Raw genomic sequence first — 22,242 nt, 5'->3', positions numbered from 1 at the left:
GCCGCCCCAGCCCGCCGGGCCCGCCCGTAGTGTGAGGTGCGGCCGCACACCGGCTCCCCGCAGGGCGCATACGTAGGCGACCCCACAACCGGGCACCGGTCGGCTTAGGCTAGCCTTCCCCGCATGCTGGAACGGATCCACAGCCTGCCCTATCCCTGGGTCTTCCTGTTCTTCTGGTGCCTGGCCATGATGCGCTCGCACACCATGTACTGGATCGGTCGGGGCATCACCGCCGGTACCGCGCGCAGCCGGTGGGCCTCGCTGATCGACTCCCCCATGTACGCCCGCGCCCAGTCGTGGTCGGCCCGCTGGGGCGTGCTGGCCGTGCCGATGTCCTTCCTGACCGTCGGCCTGCAGAGCTTCATCCAGATCTCCACGGGCGTGGCCCGCATGCCGCTGCGCCGCTACGTGGCGGCCACGGCCGTCGGGGCGGTCGCCTGGGCGGCCGTCTACACGACCATCGGCATGGCGATCCTGACAGCCTGGCTCACCGGCCCGGTCGGCCGTGTCGTCATCGTCCTGGTGATCGCAGCCCTGGTGCTCACCGTTGTGATTCGGCGCCATCGAACCGTACGTGATGATCAGGACTAGCACAGCTGGCTGGAGCGGCCAGGTGAGCGCTCGTCGGCTCACGCACCACCCGGGCCCGTGGTGACGCTTGACCCGGGCGCTTGACCCCACCGAGGCGATGGCTCACCGCAAAGGTCATGACCCCGGAGAGACTGGCCCTGGTCGAGGCCCTGTTGGCCCAGGGCAGAGAGCTCGACAGCACTGAGCCCGATCATGACCGCCGCTACCGCAACGTGGACCAGGCCACTGCAGAGCTCATGCACCTGCTGATCAGGTCATTGCGGCCGAGCTCGGTGCTGGAGATCGGCACCTCAAACGGCTGCTCGACGATCTGGCTCGCCGACGGCCTCGATGATCGGGCACGCATGGTGTCAGTTGAAAGTGACCTGAGGCGCCATCACGAGGCCATCGACAACCTGGCGGCGGCGCGTCTCGACGATCGCGTCGAGCTCGTCCTCGGCGACGCGAGGCAGGTCCTGGAGAAGACCCAGTCACAGTCGGTCGACTTCGTGTTCCTGGATGCCGACAGACGCGCCTACGTCGACTACTGGCCGGATCTGCTGCGCATCCTGCGTCCGGGCGGTCTTCTCGCGGTGGACAACTGCATATCGCACGCCACCGAGGTGGCCGAGTTCATCTCCCTCGTTCAAGAGACGCCCGGGACCGAGACCGCCCTCGTCCCGGTCGGCGCAGGCCTTCTTCTCGTAGCTGGTGATCAGTAGGCCTGCGCACTCATACAGATCATGCGGACACGCGTCTCATCCCTTGCCGCCGATTTGGCCACGTCACCACCTCGTTCTACGCTCGGTGCCATGACAGCGTTCCGCGACCGGCAGTGGTGGTGGCTCCCCTCGAGGCGAGCCGCCGTCCTGACGCGCTAGGACGTACCGGCTCGCTCACCGCGGGCCCGCCCGACGCATGAGTGAGAGGCCCGCCTGACCCACGATCTCAGGAAAGAGGCCCCATGCCACCCAACGCGGAAGACACCGCAGCCCCGGCCGTGCCCGCTGCGGCCTCGCCGACCGTCCTGACGCGCCCGGTGCGCTACCACGCCGACGGCGGCGCCCTCCTGGAGCACCTGACCGGGACCGGCCTGCTGCGCGCCACCGGGAACCCTGCCGGCGAGAGCGCGGCCATGCGCCCGGTGGACTGCGTCCTGCTGGAGAGCGCCGACATCACGACCAAGGCCTCACGCACCACGGTCGCCGTCCTGGAGGCGTCTGCCAGGCTGACCTGCTGGGGCGGGACCGTCACCGCCGAGGCACTGGACGCCGTCGACGGCGAGGGCCCCGGGGCCGACGGCCTCGCCGCCCTGGCCCGCCTGGAGGCGCGTCTGGGCGAGCACGTCGTCGACCGCTCCCCCGGACGACTCACCCTCAACCTGCCCACCAGCGCCGATAACGACCCCTCCATCGAGGAGCGAGAGCGCCTCACCGCCCTGTCCACGATCGAGCCGCTGCGGGTCCTGGCCCGGGCCGAGGTCGACCACCCCCACCTGCCGCTGGAGGCGGGCGCCTTCGCCTTCGACTACCTGTCCACCTTCGAGTCCCTGCCCGAGGTCGCCCAGGGCGCCAACATCTGCCCGGACTACCTCTTCTACGACGCGCGCATCATCCTCGTCGTCGACCACCCCACGCAGGAGGCGACCCTGGTGGGGGCCTCGGTCGACGCCGCCGACCTGGAGCGGCGCATGGACGCGATGGCCGCCGCCATCGACGTCGCGGCCGATGAGGCTCCAGACGCTCCTGCGGCCGCGGCGAGCGCCCCGGTCCTGCACGCGGTCCCCACCACCTCCGACGCCGACTTCGGAGAGATCGTGGAGGAGATGCGCGGGTACATCGCCGACGGCGACGTCTACCAGGTGGTGCCCTCGCGCGGCTTCACCATCGCCTGCCCGGACACCCTGGCCGCCTACCACGTGCTGCGCCACGCCAACCCCAGCCCCTACATGTTCTACGTGGCCGCGCCGGACTTCGAGCTGTTCGGCGCATCCCCGGAGTCGGCGCTGCTGCACTCGGCACGCACCGGCCGGGTCGCCATCCGTCCGATCGCCGGGACCCGGCCGCGAGGTCTGCACTCCGACGGCTCGGTGGACCACGAGCGCGACACCCGCCTGGAGCTGGAGCTGCGCACCGATGCCAAGGAGGTCGCTGAGCACGTCATGCTCGTGGACCTGGCCCGCAACGACGTCGCCCGGGTCAGCCGCCCGGGGACCCGCAGCGTCCAGGACCTCCTGCGCGTGGACCGCTACAGCCGGGTCATGCACCTGGTCTCCGAGGTCTCCGGCGAGCTGGCCGACGATCTGGACGCCCTGGACGCGTTCCGGGCCTCCATGACGATGGGCACCCTCACCGGCGCCCCCAAGCTGCGGGCCGCCGAGCTCATCCGCCAGGCCGAGGGCGTGCGCCGCGGCTCCTACGGCGGCTCGGTGGGCTACATCCGCGGCGACGGCGAGCTGGACACCTGCATCGTCATCCGCTCGGGCTTCGTGACAGAAGGAACCGCTCTGGTCCAGGCCGGCGCCGGGGTGGTGGCGGCCTCCTCCCCGGCGGCCGAGGCCGCCGAGACCGTCCACAAGGCCCGCGCCGTCCTGGAGGCCGTCGCCGCCGCCCAGGGCGCCACGCTCGTCATCGACACGTCCGGCAAGGAGGCCTGAGCCATGACCATCCCCAGCACCCAGCGCCCCGAGGATGGGGCCACGGCCGGCGCAGCAGACGCAGCAGGCTCCGCCCCTGCCCGCGTGGTCCTGCTGGACAACCGAGACTCCTTCGTCTACAACCTCGTCGACCAGTTCGCCACGCTCGGCTCCCGGATCGAGGTCTACCGCAACAACGTGCCGGCCTCCCGGGTACTCGCCGCCCTGACGCCCACCGGGGAGGAGCGTGCGGCCGGGCGCCGTCCGGTCCTGTGCCTGTCCCCCGGTCCGGGCTACCCGGCGACGTCGGGCTGCCTCATGGAGCTCATCTCCACCGCGCTGGAGCGGGCGATCCCCGCCCTGGGCATCTGCCTGGGCTTCCAGGCCCTCGTCGAGGCCTGCGGCGGGCGGGTCGCCCCGGTCGGCCCGGTCCACGGCCGCTCCGACCGAGTCGAGGTCACCGAGGCGGGACGCCGGGACCCGGCCTTCACGGTGCTCGACGGCGGGCCACTGGATGTGGCGCGCTACCACTCCCTGGGCACGCGCACGCTGCCCGAGGGACTCATCAGCCTGGCCCGCACCGCACCGGTCGAGGGGGTCGACGGCGTCGTCATGGCGGCCCGGCACCGGTCGCCGCCCGCGATCGGGCTGCAGTTCCACCCCGAGTCCATCCTCACCCCCCAGGGGCCCGCCCTGCTCAAGGCCATCACCGCAGACCTGGCCCGGACCCCCTGAGCCACGCCACTGCCGCGTCATCGCGCAGATCCCGACGACCACAGCACCGCTCGGGCAGAATCATCCCCGAGCGCCCCACGCCTCAACCACCCGTGAAGGAGCCACAAACCGATGAGTGAGACCAACAGCGCGGCCCCCGCCGCTGCGGACGGCACGCACGTTGCCACGGCGCAGGAGGCCCACGAGCTGCTGCGCGAAGTCGTTCAGGGCCGGCGCCTGACCCGCGAGCAGGCCTCCACGGTCTTCGCCGCTCTGGGCGCCGGGGACCTGTCCGAGGCGGAGACGGCGGCCCTGCTGGCGGCACTGCACGCCCGCGGCGAGGAGCCCCAGGAGGTCGCCGGGGCAGCGAGCGCCTTCCGCCAGGCGGCCCGGGCCTTCCCGTCGGTGACCTTCCCGCTGGTGGACGTCGTCGGTACCGGGGGCGACGGCGTGGGGACCATCAATATCTCCACCGGGGCGGGCCTGGTGGCCGCCTCAATGGGGATCGCGGTGGCCAAGCACGGCAACCGGGCCGTCTCCTCCAAGACGGGGGCGGCCGACGTCATCGCCGAGCTGGGACTGCCCCTGGACGTGGAGCCGGCCACGGCGGTCGAGCTGCTGGCCCGGGACCATTTCACCTTCCTGTTCGCCCAGGCCTACCACCCGGCGATGCGGCACGTGGCCCCGGTACGCCGGGCGCTGGCGACGCCCACGATCTTCAATGTCCTGGGGCCGCTGGTGAACCCGGCCCATCTGACCTTCCAGCTCATGGGCGTGTGGGACCCGAACATGCTGGACATGATCGCCGAGGCGATGGTTCAGCTGGGACGCAAGCGGGCGCTGGTCGTGCACGGCTCGGGCCTGGACGAGATCGCCGTCCACGGGCCGACGCTCGTGCGCGAGGCAACTCCCCGCGGGGTCAAGTCCTATGAGGTCACGCCCGAGGACCTGGGAGTGGCGACCTACGAGCTGGCCGACCTGCTGGGCGGGGAGCCGGCCGACAACGCCCGCCTGCTGCGCGAGGCCCTCTCGGGTGAGGGCAAGCCCGCCCACCGTGACGCCATCGCCATCAACGCCGGTGCCCTGCTGTATCTGGCCGGCCCGGCCGACAACCTCGCCGACGGCACCGCCATGGCGCTGGAACAGATCCGCTCCGGCGGCGTGGCCCGCCACCTGGAGTCCATGACCAAAGCCACTGATCCGGCCGCTGAGCGGGCCTGAGGAGAGACCGTGACCACCCCAGATACCGCCCCCGCTCCCTCCCCTGCGGATCCCGTGGACCCTGCGGACGCCGCGAGCTCAGTGGAGCCCGGTGCCCCGGGCCCCGGTGAGCGCGCGCACCGCGAGCCGGTCGAGGCGAGGCTCATCGCCACGGGCACCGTCCTGGACTCGATCGTCCAGGCGCGCCGTGAGCGCATTGACGAGCTGCGCGCTCGGTTCGGGCACCTGAGTGCCGAGGATCTGCCGCGCTCGCAGCGATCCTTCGCCACCGCCCTGCGCACCCGCAGCGGCCAGGCCCCCAGTCCGCAGCCGGCCCTCATCATGGAGTGCAAGGCCGCCTCGCCCTCGCGCGGCACCATCCGCTCCGACTACGACCCGGCCTCGCTGGCGGAGCAGTACGCGCCCTACGCCGCCGCGGTCTCGGTACTCACCGAGCCCGACCGCTTCAACGGCTCCTTCGAGGACCTGGCGGCCGTGCGCGAGGTGGTGGACGTACCCGTCCTGTGCAAGGACTTCATCGTCGACGAGGTCCAGGTGCTGGCGGCGCGGAGCCTGGGGGCGGACGCGGTCCTGCTCATGCTCTCGGTGGTGCCCGACGACGTCTACCGCGAGCTGGCCGACCTGGCCCACCACCTGGGCATGGAGGTGCTCACGGAGGTCTCCACCCCCGAGGAGATGCACCGGGCGGCGGCGCTGGGCGCCGAGGTCATCGGCATCAACAACCGCGACCTGCGCACCCTGGACACAGACCTGGCGCGCACCGAGGAGATGGCCCCGCTGGCCCCGGCCGGGGTGGTCCTCGTCGGCGAGTCGGGGGTCGGCTCGCCCGACGACGTGCGGCGGCTGTCCGGCCTGGTGGACGCCCTCCTGGTGGGCTCCTCCCTGTCCGGGGCCGAGGACCCCGCCAGGGCCGCTCGGGGCCTGGCCACCGCGGTCCCGCTGCCCCAGCCGGCCGAGGCGCAGGCGGACGGCGCGCAGGGCGAGGATGCGTCGTCGCTCCGGCAGTCCCAGGGCGAGGGCGAGCGGGCGGGGCACCACCCGCGCCTGCCCGCGTTCTTCGGCCCCTACGGCGGGCAGTTCGTGCCCGAGCTGCTCATTCCGGCCCTGGACCAGCTTGAGGACGCCTTCATCGACGCCCAGGCCGACCCCGCCTTCGCCGCCGAGCTGGACACGCTCATGACCCGTTACCTGGGGCGGCCCACGGCGGTCACCGAGCTGCGCAACCTGCCCCTGGAGGGCAACGCCCGCATCCTGCTCAAGCGCGAGGACCTGGTCCATGGCGGTGCCCACAAGGGCAACCAGGTCCTGGGGCAGGCCCTGTTGGCCAAGCGGATGGGCAAGCAGCGCATCATCGCCGAGACCGGCGCCGGCCAGCACGGGACGGCCACGGCCATGGTCTGCGCCCTGCTGGGACTGGACTGCACCATCTACATGGGGGCCACCGACGTCGTGCGCCAGGCCGCCAACGTCGAGCGCATGGAGCTCATGGGCGCCACGGTCGTACCGGTGGACAGTGGTGCCGGCACGCTCAAGGACGCCGTCAACGAGGCGCTGCGCGACTGGACTGCCTCCTTCGCCGACACCCACTACCTGCTGGGCACGGCCGCCGGCCCCCATCCCTTCCCCACGATCGTGCGCGAGTACCACCGGGTCATCTCCCGGGAGGCCCGCGCCCAGGTCCTGGGGCTGACGGGGCGCCTGCCGGACTCGGTCATCGCCTGCGTGGGCGGGGGCTCCAACGCGATCGGCATGTTCGCCGAGTTCATCGACAACCCCGACGTCGAGCTCATCGGGGTCGAGCCTGCCGGCGAGGGGCTGGACACGCCCCGCAACGGCGCCCCCATCAACAAGGGCCTGGTGGGGATCCTTCACGGGGCGCGCAGCTACCTCATGCGCACCTCGGAGGGGCAGGTCGAGGAGTCCTTCTCCGTCTCGGCGGGCCTGGACTACCCCGGTGTGGGGCCCGAGCACGCGTGGCTGTCCGACACGGGCCGGGCCCGCTACGTGGGCATCAGCGACGACGACGCGATCGAGGCCTTCCGGCTGCTGTCGCGTCATGAGGGGATCATCCCGGCCGTGGAGTCCGCTCACGCCCTGGCCCAGGCCCTGGCCATGGCGCGCGAGGTGCCCCAGGGCGACGAGCCACCGATCCTGCTGGTGTGCCTGTCCGGTCGTGGGGACAAGGACCTCGACCAGGTCCAGGCGCGTCTGGGCGGGTCCTTCTCCGGTGACGGCGCCGTGGCTCGGGCCGCGCGCATGGTGGAGCAGATGGGCAAGCGCACCGAGTACGCCGGCCTGAACGCAGGTAAGAGCAACGGCCCGGACGAGGAGTTCTGAGATGAGCCGCTATCCCGCGATGTTCGCCGCCCTCAAGGAGCGCGGCGAGGGCGCCTTCGTCCCCTTCGTCATGGTCGGCGACCCCGACCCGGCCACCAGCGAGGCCGTCATCGAGGCTCTTATCGCCGGCGGGGCCGACGCCCTGGAGCTGGGCGTGCCCTTCACCGACCCGGTCGCCGACGGGCCCACCATCCAGAAGGCTCACGTGCGGGCCCTGGCCGCGGGGACCAGCTTTCATGACTGCCTGGAGGTGGTTGAGCGGGTGCGCCGGCGCCACCCGCAGCTGCCCATCGGCATGCTCATCTACGGCAATGTGCCCTTCGCGATGGGTCTGGAGCGCTTCTACTCCGAGTGCGCCAAGGCCGGTATCGACTCGGTGCTGCTGCCTGACGTCCCGATCCGCGAGTCGGCCGCCTTCAGCCGGGCGGCTGAGGAGGCCGGCGTCGACGCCGTCTACATCGCGCCGCCGTCGGCCGCCGCCGAGACGCTGGACGCGGTAGCAGCGGCCTCACGCGGCTATGTCTACGCCGTCTCCCGGGTGGGTGTGACGGGTACCGAGCGGGCCTCGTCCACCGTAGGGCTCGCCGAGTCGGTGGAGCGCCTGCGCGCCGACGCCGCCGCCCCGGTCATGCTGGGCTTCGGCATCTCCACGCCCGAGCAGGTCGCGGAGGCGATTGCCGCGGGCGCCGACGGCGCGATCAGCGGCTCGGCGACGGTCAAGATCGTCGAGCGCTACGCCCCCGAGATCGTGGCGGCCACCTCCGTCGAGAGCATCGGGGAAGGCGGTGAGGACCGCCGCCACTACGCGCTCGGAGCGCTGCGCAGTGAGCTCGTCGCCTTCACCGCCACCATGAAGGAGGCCACGCGCCGGCGCTGATCCGGAGCGCCGCTGGGGGGCGGCAGGAGGCCAGAACCTCTTTACGAGTGACCTGCACCACGATATATTTACCGGGTAGTCATTTCCGTCCTGACTACCCCGGAAAAGAGGTTGCTCATGCACTTGCGACAACGACACCCAGCTCCACCATCCTGGCGACGTCTCGCCGGCGTCGTCGCAGCCCTTCCCCTGCTCGTCGCCGGCCTCCTCGCATCGCCGGCACAGGCCGCCCCCGCCTCCGACAGCATCATCGCCTCCGGAATCTACAACTCGGGCGGCGCCGGATGCCAGGGCTCGGGAACCAGCGCCGACTGCCTCAGCTGGGGCCTGCGCATTCCGTCCACCATCGCACCGAAGAAGGAGCTCACCGTCACCATTGAGGCCGACTCCGCCCCTGGTCAGTGGGTATGGAACTGCCTCGCGAGCGACCGGGTCGCCGGAACGGCGTCGTTCTACGACGCCCCGACCGGAGGCGAGAGCAAGAAGCTGAGCGAGTCCGACGTCAGGTACTTCGCGCACCTCTATTACGGAATATACGGAGACAGCGCCGGTCAGGTCGATGCCGTCACGTGCACCCCGGAGCACCTGAGCATCACCTACACGATCGACTACCTGGTGCGCTCCGAGGGCTCGTACCTCGACCTGAGCCTGGGGACGACCACAGTGACTCCAGGATCCGGCGAGCACACCTACTCCTTCTCACCAACGGTCACGACCTCCGCAGACAACACCCCTCAGAAGATCACGGCAACCGTGCAGAAACCTGCCGAGAACGCAGCGCCCAACTGAAACACGGGAAGCAGAGAGATATAGGTCGGGTACACGAAGACTTTCGTGTACCCGACCTATGTCCAGGCCATTCTTAGTCGACGGCGACATCCCACGTACATGGGTACTCCCACCATTCAATAACGTCCTGCTCAGCGATATATTAACAGGGCAATTGGTTCCCATCCCGATCCCCTCGGAGAAAGGCGTGCTCATGCACATCCCACCTTCTCAACCCGCTCAACCCGCTCAGCCATGGCGGCGCCTCCTGGGCGTGGTCATGGCGCTTCCCTTGCTCACCGTCGGAGCCGTCGCCGCACCGGCGAACGCCGCCCCCTCCCCCGCGGCCGATAGCGACTCCATCACCGTCGAAGGACGCTACAACACGGCGGGCGCCGGTTGTCACGGCTCCGACAACGCCGACGGCTGCCTGAGCTGGGGAGTCCGGGTCCCCTCCGCCATCGCCCCGAACAGCTCGACCACCATCACCATCGAGGCGGACTTCGCACCGGGTCAGTGACCTGGTCCTGCCCCTCACCGGACGGTGACAGGGTCGCCGGGACGAGCACCTTCTACGTCAACAAGGGTCAGGGCGAGCCCGCAACCAAGCTGGCCGACTCCGGCCTGGGGTTCTTCGACCACCTGTACTACAACCAGCACGGGGACAGCGCCGGCTCGGTCAAGGCCGTCAGCTGCACCCCCGAGCACCTGAGCCTGACCTACGAGGTCAGCTTCAACGCCGCCTGGGACCAGAGCTCCTACCTCGACCTGGACCTCGGGACGACGGCAGTGACACCCGGGGCGGACGCGCGCAGCTACAGCCTCAGCCCCACGATCACGACCTCCACGGGCAGCCTGGTGCTCACCCCCACGGCCACGGCGCACAAGCCGGCCGCCAGCGACACCCACGCCACCGTCACCACTGAGGCGGTCAAGGTCGACGGCGCCGCCAAGGACGCCGGGCGCTTCACCATGAGGGCGAGGAACGACTCCACCACACCCCTGTCCGACTTCACCGTCTCCGCGGGACGCTCCAGGGGACAGACCCAGGTGACCTCCCTGACCTGCGACCTGACCGCCTTCGGCGGTGAGGTGGTCTCCGCCCAGGGGCCGGCCGAGAATCTCAAGGTCTCCAGCGGCAAGGCGAAGGTGCCCGAAGGCAAGGAGGTCGCCTGCCAGGTGGACCTGAGCGGCGTCGTCGGGCGCAATACGGTGAAGGCGGAGCTCGCTGCTGGCGGCCAGACCTTCTCCAGCGACTACGTCGACGACCGCCCGGTGGGCGAGGTAGCCGTCAAGGCCTCCCAGGGCAGCATTGAGGCCGCCCCGACCGGCACCTACGAGGTCGAGGTCGGCTACACCGTCACCTTCACCAACACCACCGACGCCGACGGGCGCACCTCCAACATCGTCCTGCGGCCTCAGGTGCCCGCCGGCGTGACGCTGAAGAGCGTGTGGGGCAGCGGCGGTCCGTGGTGGATCACCCTGGATGACTACGTCATCCAGCCGGACGGCTCCGTGTCACTGCCGACGGGAGACACTCTGCCGGCCGGGTCGTCAACCACCATGACGTTCTGGAACACCTACACGGTCAACGCCGACGCGATCACCGAGGACGGGTGGAAGGCGCTGGGCACCTGCGACCCCAAGGATCCCTCCAAGGGACTGACCACCGTGGTCGACGTCGCCGACAGCGGCGCCGGTATCGAGGCCGGGACCTACTCGGCCTGCACCACCGTGACGCGAACGAGGAACTAGGCTCCGCCGGCGCGCCGTCCAGTACCCAGCAGCAACCTGCGGCATGACCGGCGGTCCCCTCCCGACTCGGGAGGGGACCGCCGAGCCGTCTGCGTCGCGGCAGGTGCGCCCGACGGTAGGTAGGGTGGCGCTCATGGCCAGCATTCTCAACCGGATCCTCACCCTGCTCGGACGCGCCGCCTCCGACGCCGTGAGCGACGCCCTCTCCCAGAAACCCTCAGCCTCGCAGGAGACGTCAGGGAGCACGACGACCGGGTCCGCTGAGCCTGCTGAGCCCGTCAGGACCACGGCACCGAAGTCGTCGCCCGCATCATCCTCTCCCCGCCCGCAGCCACGACCTCGTCGCACCGGCGAGGCGTCGACGGTGTCGACGGCGGGGTCATCTTCGTCGCGGGGAGTCAGCGTCTACGACGTCGCCGCCCTGGGGCTGCCCGCCTTCAGCTACTCCCCCGACCCCGACGGCGACGCCGACCCCGGAGAGGTCGTGTGGACCTGGATCCCCTTCGAGGAGGACCCGGCTCAGGGCAAGGACCGGCCGGTGCTGGTCCTGGCACGCCACGAGACCCGCCTCGTCGTGGCGCAGATGACCAGCAAGGACCATGACCGCGACGCCGCCCAGGAGGCGCGCTGGGGCCGTTTCTGGCACGACGTCGGCACGGGCAGCTGGGACCGCCAGGGCCGCCCCAGCGAGGTGCGCCTGGACCGGCTGCTCCTGGTGGAACCGAGCGCGGTACGCCGCGAGGGGGCCACGATGAGCCGGGAGGTCTTCGACGGCGTCGTCGTCGCCCTGCGCCACCACCACCACGCCTGAGCACCCTGAGCGCGCCGGTTCACGGGGCGATGCACCTCACGCCTGAGCACCGGTTCGCTCCTGGGGACGCGGCGATCCCGAATGATACAGTCGCCTACTGGACCTCTGGCCTGGCCGGCTGCGGGGTCCGGCGACCGGGTCCAGCCAGGTGCCCCACCACCTCATGTCAACCCGTGGCGCGAACCCTCTCTCCGGCCATCGACCAATCAGACGCGAGAAAGTTTCACCGTGGCGAACATCAAGTCCCAGATCAAGCGCATCAAGACCAACGAGAAGGCCCGCCTGCGCAACAAGTCCGTCAAGTCCGAGCTCAAGACCTACGTGCGCCGCGTGCGCGAGGCCGTCGAGGCCGGTGACAAGGACGCCGCGCTCGAGCACCTCAAGGCCGCCTCCCGCAAGCTGGACAAGGCCGTCTCCAAGGGCGTCATCCACAAGAACCAGGCCGCCAACCGCAAGTCCAAGCTCGCCAAGCGCGTCGCCTCCATCTGAGGCCACCGCAGCAGTGAGCATCTGAAGGGCGCCTCCCACCGGGGAGGCGCCCTCCCCTTTTTTGCTGAGCCGCCTCCCGCCTCCCCTCCCTCTTCACAGAATCACCCGATCACCCACTACTCCCACCAGACCGCTTCAAGGAGAGCCCATTGCGCATCGGATTCGACCGCGACAAGTACCTGCGGATGCAGTCCAGCCACATTGCGGAGCGCCGCGCCCAGTTCGGCGGCAAGCTCTATCTGGAGTTCGGCGGCAAGCTCATTGACGACATGCACGCCTCGCGCGTGCTGCCCGGATTCACCCCGGACAACAAGATCGTCATGCTCGCCGAGCTGGCCGACGAGGTCGAGATCGTCATGGCGGTCAACGCCAAGCACCTCGCCCGCAACAAGGTCCGCGCGGACCTGGGCATCTCCTACGAGGACGACCTGCTGCGCCACATCGACGCCTTCCGCAGCTACGGGCTCTACGTGGGCAGCGTCGTCGTGACCCAGTGGACCGACGACAACCGCCAGGCCCACGACTTCAAGCGCAAGCTGGAGGCGCTGGACATCACGGTCTACCGCCACTTCCCGATCCCCGGCTACCCCGGCGACGTCGCCCGCATCGTCTCCGAGGACGGCTACGGGCGCAACGAGTACATCGAGACCCGCCGGGACCTGGTGGTCGTCACCGCCCCCGGCCCGGGCAGCGGCAAGATGGCCACCTGCCTGTCCCAGATCTACCACGACCACCAGCGGGGCATCTCCTCGGGCTACGCGAAGTTCGAGACCTTCCCGATCTGGAACCTGCCCCTGGACCACCCGGTCAACATCGCCTACGAGGCCGCCACCGCCGACCTCGACGACGTCAACATGATCGACCCCTTCCACCTGGCCGCCCACGGCGTCCAGACCGTCAACTACAACCGTGACGTCGAGGTCTTCCCCGTCCTGACCCGCCTGTTCGAGGAGATCCTGGGCTCCTCGCCCTACGCCTCCCCCACGGACATGGGCGTCAACATGGCCGGCAACTGCATCTGCGACGACGACGCCTGCCGGCAGGCCGCCAGCCAGGAGATCATCCGCCGCTACTACCGGGCCCTGGTGACCGAGAAGCGCGACGCCATCGCTCCGGTCCAGTCCCAGCGGATCGCTCTGCTCATGGCCAAGGTGGGGGTCAGCAAGGAGGACCGCCCCGTGGTACCGCCCACCCTGGAGGTGGCCGCGGCCACCGGCGAGCCGGCCTCGGCGATCGAGCTGCCCGACGGGCGCATCGTGACGGGCAAGACCTCGGCCCTGCTGGGGTGCTCCTCGGCGATGCTGCTCAATGCCCTCAAGGTCCTGGCCGGGATCGATGACAGCACTGACCTGCTGGCCCCGGCCTCGATCGAGCCGATCCAGAGGCTCAAGACCCAGGAGCTGGGCAGCCGTAACCCGCGACTGCACACTGATGAGGTACTCATCGCCCTGGCCGTGTCCGCCAACGGGGACGACAACGCCCGCAAGGCCCTCGACCAGCTCGAGACGCTGCGGGGCTGCGACGTGCACACCTCGACGATCCTGGGGTCGGTGGATGAGGGCATCTTCCGCGCCCTGGGGGTTCAGGTCACCAACGAGCCGGTCTACGCCACCAAGTCCCTGTACAAGAAGCGCTGAGTCAGCGCCGCCGGGAGGAGCCCCGGGCGCGGCAGATCGTCAGAACCGCCCGCTCGACGGCGTAGACGGGGTCCCGGCTGGCTCCCTTGGTCTCGGCGTCGGCACGGGCGACCGCCAGGATCGAGGTGGCCAGGGCGTCGTCGGACCAGCCCTGGAGCTCACGGCGGGCCCGGTCCACCTGCCAGGGGGCCATGCCCAGCTCGGCCGGGCTCATGCGCCGGCCACCGGCGGCCGCGACCCGGGCGAGCTGGCGCACCTTCATGGCCAGGGCGGCGACGATGGCCACCGGGTCGGTGCCGGTGGCCACGGCGTGGCGCAGGGCGGTGATGGCGGCCGGGGTGTTGCCGGCCGCGGCGGCGTCGGCCACGGTGAATCCGGTGGCCTCGATGCGCCCGGCGTAGTAGGTGCGCACGTGGTCGACGCCGATGGTGCCCTGGGTGTCGGCAAGGAGCTGGTCGACGGCGGAGCACAGCTCGCGCACGTCGCTACCCAGGGCGTCGACGAGGGCGCCGACGGCCTCGGGGGCGATGCTCCGCCCGGCGCGCCGCACGTCGGCCACAACGAGGGAGGACTTGTCCTTGGCGCTCTTGATGGCATCGCACTGGATGGTCGGGTAGGGAGAGGCCTTGATGGCGTCGAGCAGGCGCTTGCCCCGCTGGCCGCCGTTGTGGCGCAGGATGACGCTGACCTCGGGGTCGGCGGCCCCCACATAGGCGATGAGGTCTGTCAGCAGGGCGTCGGTCATCTGCTCCAGGGCGGGGACGTAGACGAGCCTGGGCTCACCGAACAGGGAGGGGGACACGAGGGTGTCGAGCTGGTGGGGCTCGTAGGTGGCGGCCTCGAGGCGCGTGATCTCGGTGGTCGCGTCCTTGGCCTTGGCCTGCGCCAGGAGGCTTGAGACCGCACGGTCGGCGAGGACCTCCTCCCTGGCACGGATGAGGACGATCGGCGCCAGCCGGGCCTGGTCCCACCGGAGTCCTGACGATGCGCTGCGCTGGCCCCGGGAGCGGGAGGTTCGGGTCGCTGCCATGGGGCAAGCCTGCCACGAGCAGGCCGCACGAACCGCCTCAGCGCCCCTGACAGGGCACGGCGCGTACGGGGAGCCACCAGGAGCAGGACCGTGATCTCGCAGGCTCCCAGCGCGAGCGCTCCGGGGACCCCTTTGGGCCAGGGCAGCGTGGCGCCGGGCAGGTGGGAGAAGAACCGGGAGACCCACACCATCCAGGAGCAGGCCGCGAGCGCCGGCCAGGCGATGACGGCGGCGGCCGCGGGCCAGGCCGGGTGGACCAGGGCGGCCAGGAGCCCACTGATCGTGGCGATGACGGCGGCCGGCTCGGTGAGCAGGTTGGCGGGAACCGACCAGAGCCCCACGGAGGGCTGGAGGAGGACGAGAACCGGTCCGCAGGCCGCCTGGGCCACCAGGGGCAGGGCCACGGCGGCGGCCAGCCACCGGGGCAGGCGGCGTGAGAGGTGGGCCGCGACGGGCCTGGCCCCGATGACGATGCCGGCGGTGGCCACCACGGACAGGGCGAAGCCGTAGTCCCGGGACTGCCACGGGTCGATGAGCAGCAGGACGATGGCCCCGGCGCACAGCGCGGGCACGGAGGCGGCGCGCCGTCCCGCGACGACACCCAGGAGCATGACGGCCCCCATGGTGGCCGCGCGCAGGACGGATCCGGAGGGTCGCACCAGGACCACGAGAAGGGTGAGCAGGACCGTCCCGGCCAGTGCCCGCCACCGCCGGGGAAGGACTCCGAGGGCGGCCAGGCTCAGCCCCAGGACGATGGCGACGTGCTGGCCGGAGACGGCGGTCAGGTGGGTCATGGACACGGTGCGCATGTCCTCTCGCACCTGGGCCGGCAGGGCGTGGTCGTCACCCAGGGCGACGCCGGGCACGAGGGTCTGGGCGCCCGGCGGCCAGGGGCCCTGAGCATCCCCCGTCTCTCCCGGGTTCTGCGCTCCCCCGGCGTCCGGTGCTCCGACGGCCTGGGCCAGGCCGGTACGGATACCGGTGACGGCTCCGAGCACGCCGGAGGGCCGGCCGAGGATCGTCAGGCCCGCACGCTTGGGGATGATGGCGGCCTCCGCCCGGCCCGGATCGGTGGGCCTCAGGCGCGTGCGCACCTGGACGCGGGTGCCCATGCGCAGACTCAGCCACTGCTTGTCCGCCAGGACGGTAGCGCTCAGGGATGAGGTCCTCCCGTCCACCTGCTCGACGTCGAGGGTGGTGATGACGAGGGTGGAACGGCTGGTGGCCGTGACCCGCGGCTCCTGGGAGACGGTGCCGATCAGGGTGACCGGGCGTCCGGAGGCCAGCGCCATGGTCAGGGGATCGCGCTGGCGTGCCCACAGGTGGGCGGCGCTGATGGCCAGGACGGTCGCGGCGCACAGGGCGCACACGAGCAGGCTGGCGCTGACGGTACCGATGGCGCCGGGGTCCCGCTCGGGGGCTCCGGGGCGCGGGTCGGCCCGGTGGCGCGGGGGTCTGAAGCGCAGCACGGGCACGATCAGTGCCGCAGCCAGGGCGGTGCATCCGGCCCCCAGGAGCAGGGCCGGTCTCCACGCCGCCGCTCCGTCATGCCCGACGGCCCACCAGGCGCTGCCCCAGCAGGTGATCGCCGGGGCGAGCAGGCGCAGGTCGAGGGCCTCGGGGGCCTTGGAGGAGGTGGCGTGCGCGTGGCGCCCTCGGTGCCGGTGACTCTCCTGCTCCTGGCGCAGGCGCTCGTAGAGGGAGGGATCGTCCCACGGGGCCCGGAGGCCGCTTGGGCTGCGGGCCTCATTCATACGGTGGCCTGTTCTCGCAGGGCATCCAGCTTGGCCTTGCCGATGCCGGGGACGTCGGTGAGCGCGTCAACGCTGGCGAAGGGGCCGTGGGAGTCGCGGTACTCCACGATCCGCTGGGCCAGGGCCGGGCCGATTCCGGGAAGCTTCTCCAGCTCGGAGGCGGAGGCCGTGTTGATGTTGACTGTTCCTGAGGCGCTGCCGCCGGTCCCTCCTGTGGCCGTTCCCGTTTGCGGGCCGGCGCCTCCGGTGGGTCCGGTGGGTTGCGGTGCGGGATCGGGCAGGACCTCGCCGATGCGCGGCACCCGGATCTGCTCGCCGTCGGTCAGGACCCGGGCGAGGTTGAGCTGCTCGGTGTCCGCCTCCGGGGCGGCTCCCCCGGCGGCGTTGATGGCGTCGGTGACGCGGCTGCCCGCCTTCAGGGTGACTACGCCCGGTCTGGTAACCGCTCCGGTGACGTGGACGACGACGGCGCCGGCTCCGCCGCTGGGTCCGGCTGCGGTGGGGCCGCCCGGCCCTATGGCAGGCCCTGGGCTCACCCCGGTGGCAGGCGCGGTGGCCGGTCCTGCGGCTGGTGACCGAATCGAGGCGGAGGCCCCGGCTGCCGCGGCCGGATCCGCTTCACCACCTGCACCGGTGGAGGCCAGGACGGCCCGCAGTGCCAGGACGGCGGCCAGGATGAGGAGAACGCAGCCGGCGACGACGGCGGCTCGCGGCGCGATCGCCAGGCGGCGCGGCCTGCGGACGGGCTCCTCAGGATCTGCCGAGCAGGCCAGGCGCACGAGGTCGTCCAGGGGCCGGTTCCCGGTTCCTCTCCTGATGCCCATGTCCTCGACGGTAGGTGCTGGGCCTGCGGGCCGCGCGGTCGGCCCGTCCGCCCTGTGGAGAGCGCTCGCATCCGGCGGCCTGTGGCCTCCGGGCGCCCTTGTCGACTCGTCGTAGACCGCAGCCGGCTTACGACAGCCGGTGCGGCGTGCAACGCCGTCGGAGCGGGCTCAGTGGGCCCGAAGGTCGGGGGCGACGGCGATGCCGAGTGCCCCGGGGCCCACGTGGGTGCTCGTCGCCTCGTCGACCGGGAGGGTGAGGACCTCGGTGACGATGGCTCCGGCCTCCTCCATGGCCTCGCGCAGGCCGGCCTCGAGCTGAGCCAGCATGTCGGCGTCGTCGCCCTGGATGGCCAGGCGCACCGGTTCGGCGGGGCGCCTGGGGCCGGACAGGGCGGTCCCGCCGGCGGCGCGGACGGCCTGGGCAATGAGGTGGCGCCTGGCGCGGGCAGCGCCGCGCACGGTCTCCAGCGCCCGGATCCCGTCGCGGGTCAGGGCCAGGACCGGGCGGATCCCGAGGACGCCGTCGAGGCGGGCGGTGGTGCGGTCGATCCGCCCGGAGCGGGCCAGTCGGCCCAGGTCGTCGACGACGAAGAGCTGGCAGGAGCGGGCGGTACTGGCCCGAGCCAGAGCCGCACCGCGGCGGGCGTCGTGGGCGCGGGCAGCGGCCAGCACCGTGAGCCCCAGGGCTCCCGAGCTGGTGCCGGAGTCGACGACGCGCAGCCACTGCGGCCGGCGGCGCGCTGCCTTTCCTGCGCCGTCAGCGCCGGCGCCCCTGGAGGATCTGGAGTACTCGGCCTCCAGCTGGGCTGCGGCAGCTCGGGCGTTGTCCATGGTTCCGGACAGTGCCGAGGAGATGTGGATGGCCAGGACCTCCTCGGCCCGGCGGGCTGCGCGCCGGTAGGCGTCCACGAGCTCCTGGACGCTGGGCCGCGACGTGGTCCCAGGGGCGCCGTCCTCACCGGGGACGGCGTGAAGGGGAACGACCTCGATCGCGCGGTCGCGCACCAGGGTCTCCGTCAGGCAGGCAGCGGAGTCGGTGACGACGGCGAGCGACATGCCACCTACCTTATCGGCAAGCCTCGCGCTCACCGGCCAGGCGCCGCCCGTGGCGGCAGCACCCGAGGCCTCCGGCTACCGGTCTGCCGTCCCCGGAGGCCTTGCTCCACGAGAGGCGAGGAGGTCGTTGTAGAGGTCGATGAGCCGCCTGGTCATCGTCTCGGAGTCGAACTGCCGGGCCACCTCCAGGGCACCGTCGGACAGCTCGGCGAGTCGGGCGTCGTCGGACAGCAGCGAGGCGAGGACCCGGGCGAAGTCCTCCCCCTGGATCCCGTCGGTGAGGATCGCGTTGTGCTCGGTGAGGCACTCGGTCATCCGCTCGTCGCAGTAGACGATCGGCAGCCCGGATGCGGCGGCCTCCAGGAACACCATGGGCTGGTTGTCGAAGTGGTAGGAGGCCAGGGAGAAGACGTCGGCCTGCTTGAGCAGGACGGCGACCTCCTCGGGCGAGCGCTTGCCGGTCAGGACCACCCGGTCGGCGACCCCGAGCTCCTCGGCCCGCCGCCCCACCTCCTCCTGGGAGGGCCCGGGCCCCACCAGCACCAGCTTGACCGGCATATCGGCCAGGTGGGGCATGGCCTCGATGAGCGTCATCTGCCGTTTCTCGGGGCTGAGACGGGCCACGCAGATGATGATCTTCTCGCCGGGGGCCTTGGGGATCGGCGAGTCGGCGGCGCGGGCCCGCCGGTAACGGCTGGAGTCCAGGCCGTTGGGCAGCACCATGCAGGGGGCGGTCAGTCCGCCGTCGTCGATGAGGATCTGGGCCAGGTGCTGAGAGGGTGACAGGCAGGCGTCGCACTTGTTGGCGAAGGCCGCCGTCAGCCGCCACCCCTGGCGGGACAGGGCCGTCTTCATGTCGCGCTTGTTGAGGTGCCTGATGGAGTCGCGGTGGACCCTGGGCAGGACCGGCAGCGACTTGAGCGCCACGGGGAAGGCGACGGACAGCGCCAGCAGACCGGAGACCACGGCCAGCGGGTAGTCGTCGATGAGCTCGGTGTAGAGGGTGTGAATGGTGGTGACGTGAGGGATGTTCTGGCGCTTGGCCACCCAGTGGGCCAGGACTCCCAGGCTGAACTGGGTCTGGCTGTGAACGATGTCGAAGTCGTAGGCGTCGAAGCGTCTGGCCAGACCGGGGTAGATGGTGGCGACCTCGCGGCTGTCGAAGACGTAGTAGCGCGAGGAGGGCAGGCGGATGACGTGGTCGTCGGTCTCCACGTAGCCCTCGGCGTTGGGCGCAACGACAAAGACCTCGTGCCCCATGCGCTCCAGGGCGGCTCGGAAGGTGGCTGTTGAGGTGGCGACGCCGTGGACGGAGGGGAGGTAGTCGTCGATGAAGAAGGCGATCCGCATGGCGCTCACTCGCCCCTACGAGCGGAAGGCTGCACCTGCCCGCCCTGCGACGGGGAGGGCAGGGCCGGGGACGACGACGCAGGGGGCAACATGGGGCGCGCAAACCTCACTGCACAGAGGACGGGTGGAGGAGCGGGGCCGGACGCGTGGTCTCGGTTCTCTCGGTCCCAGAGGCTACCCTGTCGGCTGGGTCCCCGCCCCTCACGGGGCTGGAAACGGCATCAAGACCACATTTCTCTCCGTTTGTCCTGGCCAACGGGCATTCGCGCCTGTGTGGTCTCTGTGGACGAGCTCGGGGAGGTTACGTCCCGAGGGCCTGGCTCCTCTCACGCGTCCAGACGCGTCAGGCTCCTGGCACGCCTGAGTCAGCGCACTGGCAGGTTCGACGTTTACGATGACGCCATGACCGACTCCGCTGAGATCGCACGCCTCAAGGCCGAGGCCGCTCAGGCCGCCGCCGAAGCCGCCGCAGCCAAGGCCGCCGCCGCTCAAGCAGCCCTCGATGCCGCTATCGCCTCCAGCCCCGCTTCCAGCTCCTCCGACGAGGCGGCCCCTGCCGCAGCCCCCACGGAACCGGCCGACGCCGCCGCGGCGCCGGTGACGCAGGAGACCCCAGCGGCGCAGACCCAGGCGGAGCCCGCTCCTGAATCCGATGCGTCCGCCCCCGTCGAGGAGGCCACCCAGGCAACGCAGACTGAGGAGAAGACTGAGGAGACTGGGGCGACCGAGGAGACCGGGTACACCGCCCAGGTGCGCTCCGGCTACAGCTTCTCCTCCCCCACCCTCCCGGTGGGCACCTACCTCGACACGCTCTCCGACGGCGAGCCCGCACCGGTCACGGGCCTGTCGGTCGGCATCCCCCTGGGGCTGCTCAACCGGCACGCGCTGGTGGCCGGCGCGACCGGCACGGGCAAGACCCGCACGCTCCAGCTCCTGGCAGAGGGCCTGTCCAACGCGGGCGTCCCGGTCTTCCTGGCCGACGTCAAGGGCGACCTGACCGGTCTGGCCGAGCCCGGCGCCTCCAATGACAAGATCGCTGCTCGTGTCGCCTCCACCGGTCAGGACTGGAAGGGCCAGTCCTTCCCCATCGAGCTGTTCAACCTCGGAGGGGGAGACTCCAGCGGCATCAACGGCACCCCGATCCGCACCACGGTCACCGAGTTCGGGCCGATCCTGCTCTCGCGGGTCCTGGGCCTCAACGACACGCAGGCCTCCGCCCTCCAGCTCGTCTTCCACTGGGCCGATGCTCAGGGGCTGGCCCTGCTGGACCTGAAGGACCTTCGCGCCGTCGTCGACTACCTGACGAACACGGATGCCGGTAAGGAGGAGCTCAAGACCATCGGCGGGGTCTCGGCCGCCACGGCCGGGGTCATCCTGCGTGAGATCGCGGCGCTGGAGGCTGCCGGCGGTGAGGCCTTCTTCGGCGAGCCGGCGCTCGACGTGCGCGACCTCATGCGCCTGTCCTCCGATGGGCGCGGCGTCATCTCCGCCCTGGAGCTGGCCGATATCCAGTCCCAGGGCACGCTGTTCTCCACCTTCCTCATGTGGCTGCTCGCCGAGCTCTTCGAGACCCTGCCGGAGGTCGGTGACCCGGACAAGCCCACCATGGTGTTCTTCTTCGACGAGGCCCACCTGCTGTTCTCCGGCGCGTCGAAGGCCTTCCTGGAGGCCGTGGTGCGCACCGTGCGCCTCATCCGCTCCAAGGGCGTGGGCATCGTCTTCATCACCCAGTCCCCCACGGACGTGCCCGACGAGGTCCTGGCCCAGCTCGGCAGCCGCGTCCAGCACGCGCTGCGCGCCCACACCCCGGCCGACGCCGCCAACCTCAAGAAGGCGGTCTCCACCTTCCCGGTCAGCCCCGTCGACCTCAGCCGGGTGCTTACCTCGCTAGGGACCGGTCAGGCCGTCGTGAGCGTACTGGACGAGAAGGGGCGCCCGGCCCCGGTCGCCCCGGTGGTCATCAACGTGCCCGCCGCCGTCATGGGCCCGGCCCAGGACGGAACCGTCAACCAGGTGCTGACCTCCTCAGCGCTCAAGCCCAAGTACGCCACGGGGGTGGACAACGAGTCCGCCTACGAGCTGCTGGCCCAGCGGGTCCAGGCCGACGCCGAGGCCGCTGAGGCCGCCCGCGCCGCCGAGCAGGCCGCCAAGGAGCAGGCCAAGGCCGAGGCCGCGGCCCAGAAGGCCCTGGAGAAGGAGGCCGCCCGCGAGGCGGCACAGCGCCAGAAGGAGGCCGAGCGCCTGGAGCGCGAGGCCGTCAAGGAGGCTCAGCGCCGCCAGCGGGAGGCGGAGAAGGCCGCCGAGCGCCGTCAGCGGGAGGTTGAGAAGACCATCGGCTCGGTGGGCCGCCAGATCACCCGTGAGATCACGCGCTCCATCTTCGGCACCCTGAGGCGCCGCTGAGTCCCCGTCGC

16 protein-coding genes and 2 pseudogenes are annotated in these 22,242 nt (G+C 71.2%); 13 read left to right on the top strand and 5 right to left on the bottom strand.

Annotated features, from left to right (window positions below; all coding sequences use genetic code 11):
• The first annotated feature begins 123 nt into the window (after positions 1-123).
• From EL340_RS02375 to EL340_RS02320, 12 genes and pseudogenes are all read left to right on the top strand, one after another.
• A complete protein-coding gene (locus tag EL340_RS02375; RefSeq protein ID WP_126413251.1) occupies positions 124-591 on the top strand; it encodes a DedA family protein in 468 nt (155 codons plus the stop codon).
• Positions 592-707: 116 nt separating this feature from the next.
• Positions 708-1,292, top strand: a complete 585-nt coding sequence (locus EL340_RS02370) for an O-methyltransferase (RefSeq protein ID WP_126413250.1) — start codon at positions 708-710, stop codon at positions 1,290-1,292.
• A 242-nt stretch (positions 1,293-1,534) separates the two neighbouring features.
• Positions 1,535-3,226, top strand: a complete 1,692-nt coding sequence (locus tag EL340_RS02365; RefSeq protein WP_126413249.1) for an anthranilate synthase component 1 — start codon at positions 1,535-1,537, stop codon at positions 3,224-3,226.
• A gap of 3 nt (positions 3,227-3,229) precedes the next feature.
• On the top strand, positions 3,230-3,940 hold the full coding sequence (locus tag EL340_RS02360; protein WP_126413248.1) for an anthranilate synthase component II: 711 nt from the start codon (positions 3,230-3,232) through the stop codon (positions 3,938-3,940).
• Positions 3,941-4,051: 111 nt separating this feature from the next.
• Entirely contained in the window at positions 4,052-5,140 is a 1,089-nt protein-coding gene (trpD, locus tag EL340_RS02355) for an anthranilate phosphoribosyltransferase (protein ID WP_126413247.1), read from the top strand.
• A gap of 9 nt (positions 5,141-5,149) precedes the next feature.
• The gene (gene trpB, locus EL340_RS02350) at positions 5,150-7,477 is read left to right on the top strand and encodes a tryptophan synthase subunit beta (RefSeq protein ID WP_408608559.1); all 2,328 of its coding nucleotides are present in this window, start codon (positions 5,150-5,152) and stop codon (positions 7,475-7,477) included.
• A gap of 1 nt (position 7,478) precedes the next feature.
• Positions 7,479-8,354: a tryptophan synthase subunit alpha gene (gene trpA / locus EL340_RS02345; RefSeq protein ID WP_126413246.1), complete on the top strand. Its 876-nt coding sequence runs from the start codon at positions 7,479-7,481 to the stop codon at positions 8,352-8,354.
• Positions 8,355-8,471: 117 nt separating this feature from the next.
• Positions 8,472-9,143, top strand: a complete 672-nt coding sequence (locus tag EL340_RS02340) for a hypothetical protein (RefSeq protein ID WP_126413245.1) — start codon at positions 8,472-8,474, stop codon at positions 9,141-9,143.
• A 259-nt stretch (positions 9,144-9,402) separates the two neighbouring features.
• Positions 9,403-10,877: pseudogene (locus EL340_RS02335) on the top strand (hypothetical protein).
• Positions 10,878-11,010: 133 nt separating this feature from the next.
• Positions 11,011-11,688 carry a type II toxin-antitoxin system PemK/MazF family toxin gene (locus tag EL340_RS02330; protein ID WP_126413244.1) on the top strand — a complete coding sequence of 226 codons (678 nt, stop codon included), beginning with the start codon at positions 11,011-11,013 and terminating at the stop codon, positions 11,686-11,688.
• A gap of 228 nt (positions 11,689-11,916) precedes the next feature.
• Positions 11,917-12,177, top strand: a complete 261-nt coding sequence (gene rpsT / locus EL340_RS02325; protein ID WP_003780210.1) for a 30S ribosomal protein S20 — start codon at positions 11,917-11,919, stop codon at positions 12,175-12,177.
• A gap of 149 nt (positions 12,178-12,326) precedes the next feature.
• Positions 12,327-13,814: a DUF1846 domain-containing protein gene (locus EL340_RS02320; RefSeq protein ID WP_126413243.1), complete on the top strand. Its 1,488-nt coding sequence runs from the start codon at positions 12,327-12,329 to the stop codon at positions 13,812-13,814.
• Between the two features lies 1 nt (position 13,815).
• Here EL340_RS02320 and holA read toward each other — a convergent pair whose 3' ends face one another.
• The 5 genes and pseudogenes from holA to EL340_RS02295 form a co-directional block, all read right to left on the bottom strand.
• A complete protein-coding gene (gene holA, locus EL340_RS02315) occupies positions 13,816-14,844 on the bottom strand; it encodes a DNA polymerase III subunit delta (RefSeq protein ID WP_232023186.1) in 1,029 nt (342 codons plus the stop codon).
• Between the two features lie 86 nt (positions 14,845-14,930).
• Positions 14,931-16,598, bottom strand: a pseudogene (locus tag EL340_RS02310) (ComEC/Rec2 family competence protein); the annotation flags it as partial.
• Positions 16,595-17,422, bottom strand: coding sequence for a ComEA family DNA-binding protein (locus EL340_RS02305; RefSeq protein WP_232023185.1), 828 nt, complete (start codon positions 17,420-17,422; stop codon positions 16,595-16,597). The pseudogene EL340_RS02310 and the gene EL340_RS02305, both read right to left, overlap by 4 nt.
• A gap of 168 nt (positions 17,423-17,590) precedes the next feature.
• Positions 17,591-18,478: a DegV family protein gene (locus EL340_RS02300; RefSeq protein WP_126413241.1), complete on the bottom strand. Its 888-nt coding sequence runs from the start codon at positions 18,476-18,478 to the stop codon at positions 17,591-17,593.
• Positions 18,479-18,553: 75 nt separating this feature from the next.
• On the bottom strand, positions 18,554-19,837 hold the full coding sequence (locus EL340_RS02295; protein WP_126413240.1) for a glycosyltransferase: 1,284 nt from the start codon (positions 19,835-19,837) through the stop codon (positions 18,554-18,556).
• A 393-nt stretch (positions 19,838-20,230) separates the two neighbouring features.
• On the opposite strand from EL340_RS02295, the gene EL340_RS02290 reads away from it, so the two are divergent.
• A complete protein-coding gene (locus tag EL340_RS02290; RefSeq protein WP_126413239.1) occupies positions 20,231-22,231 on the top strand; it encodes a helicase HerA-like domain-containing protein in 2,001 nt (666 codons plus the stop codon).
• Positions 22,232-22,242: the final 11 nt, after the last annotated feature.

The sequence above is a fragment of the Actinomyces viscosus genome (genome assembly GCF_900637975.1).
Taxonomy (GTDB): Bacteria; Actinomycetota; Actinomycetes; order Actinomycetales; family Actinomycetaceae; genus Actinomyces; species Actinomyces viscosus.
The sequence above is the reverse complement of the archived record's forward strand: the minus strand, read 5'-3'. Positions and strand labels throughout refer to the sequence as shown.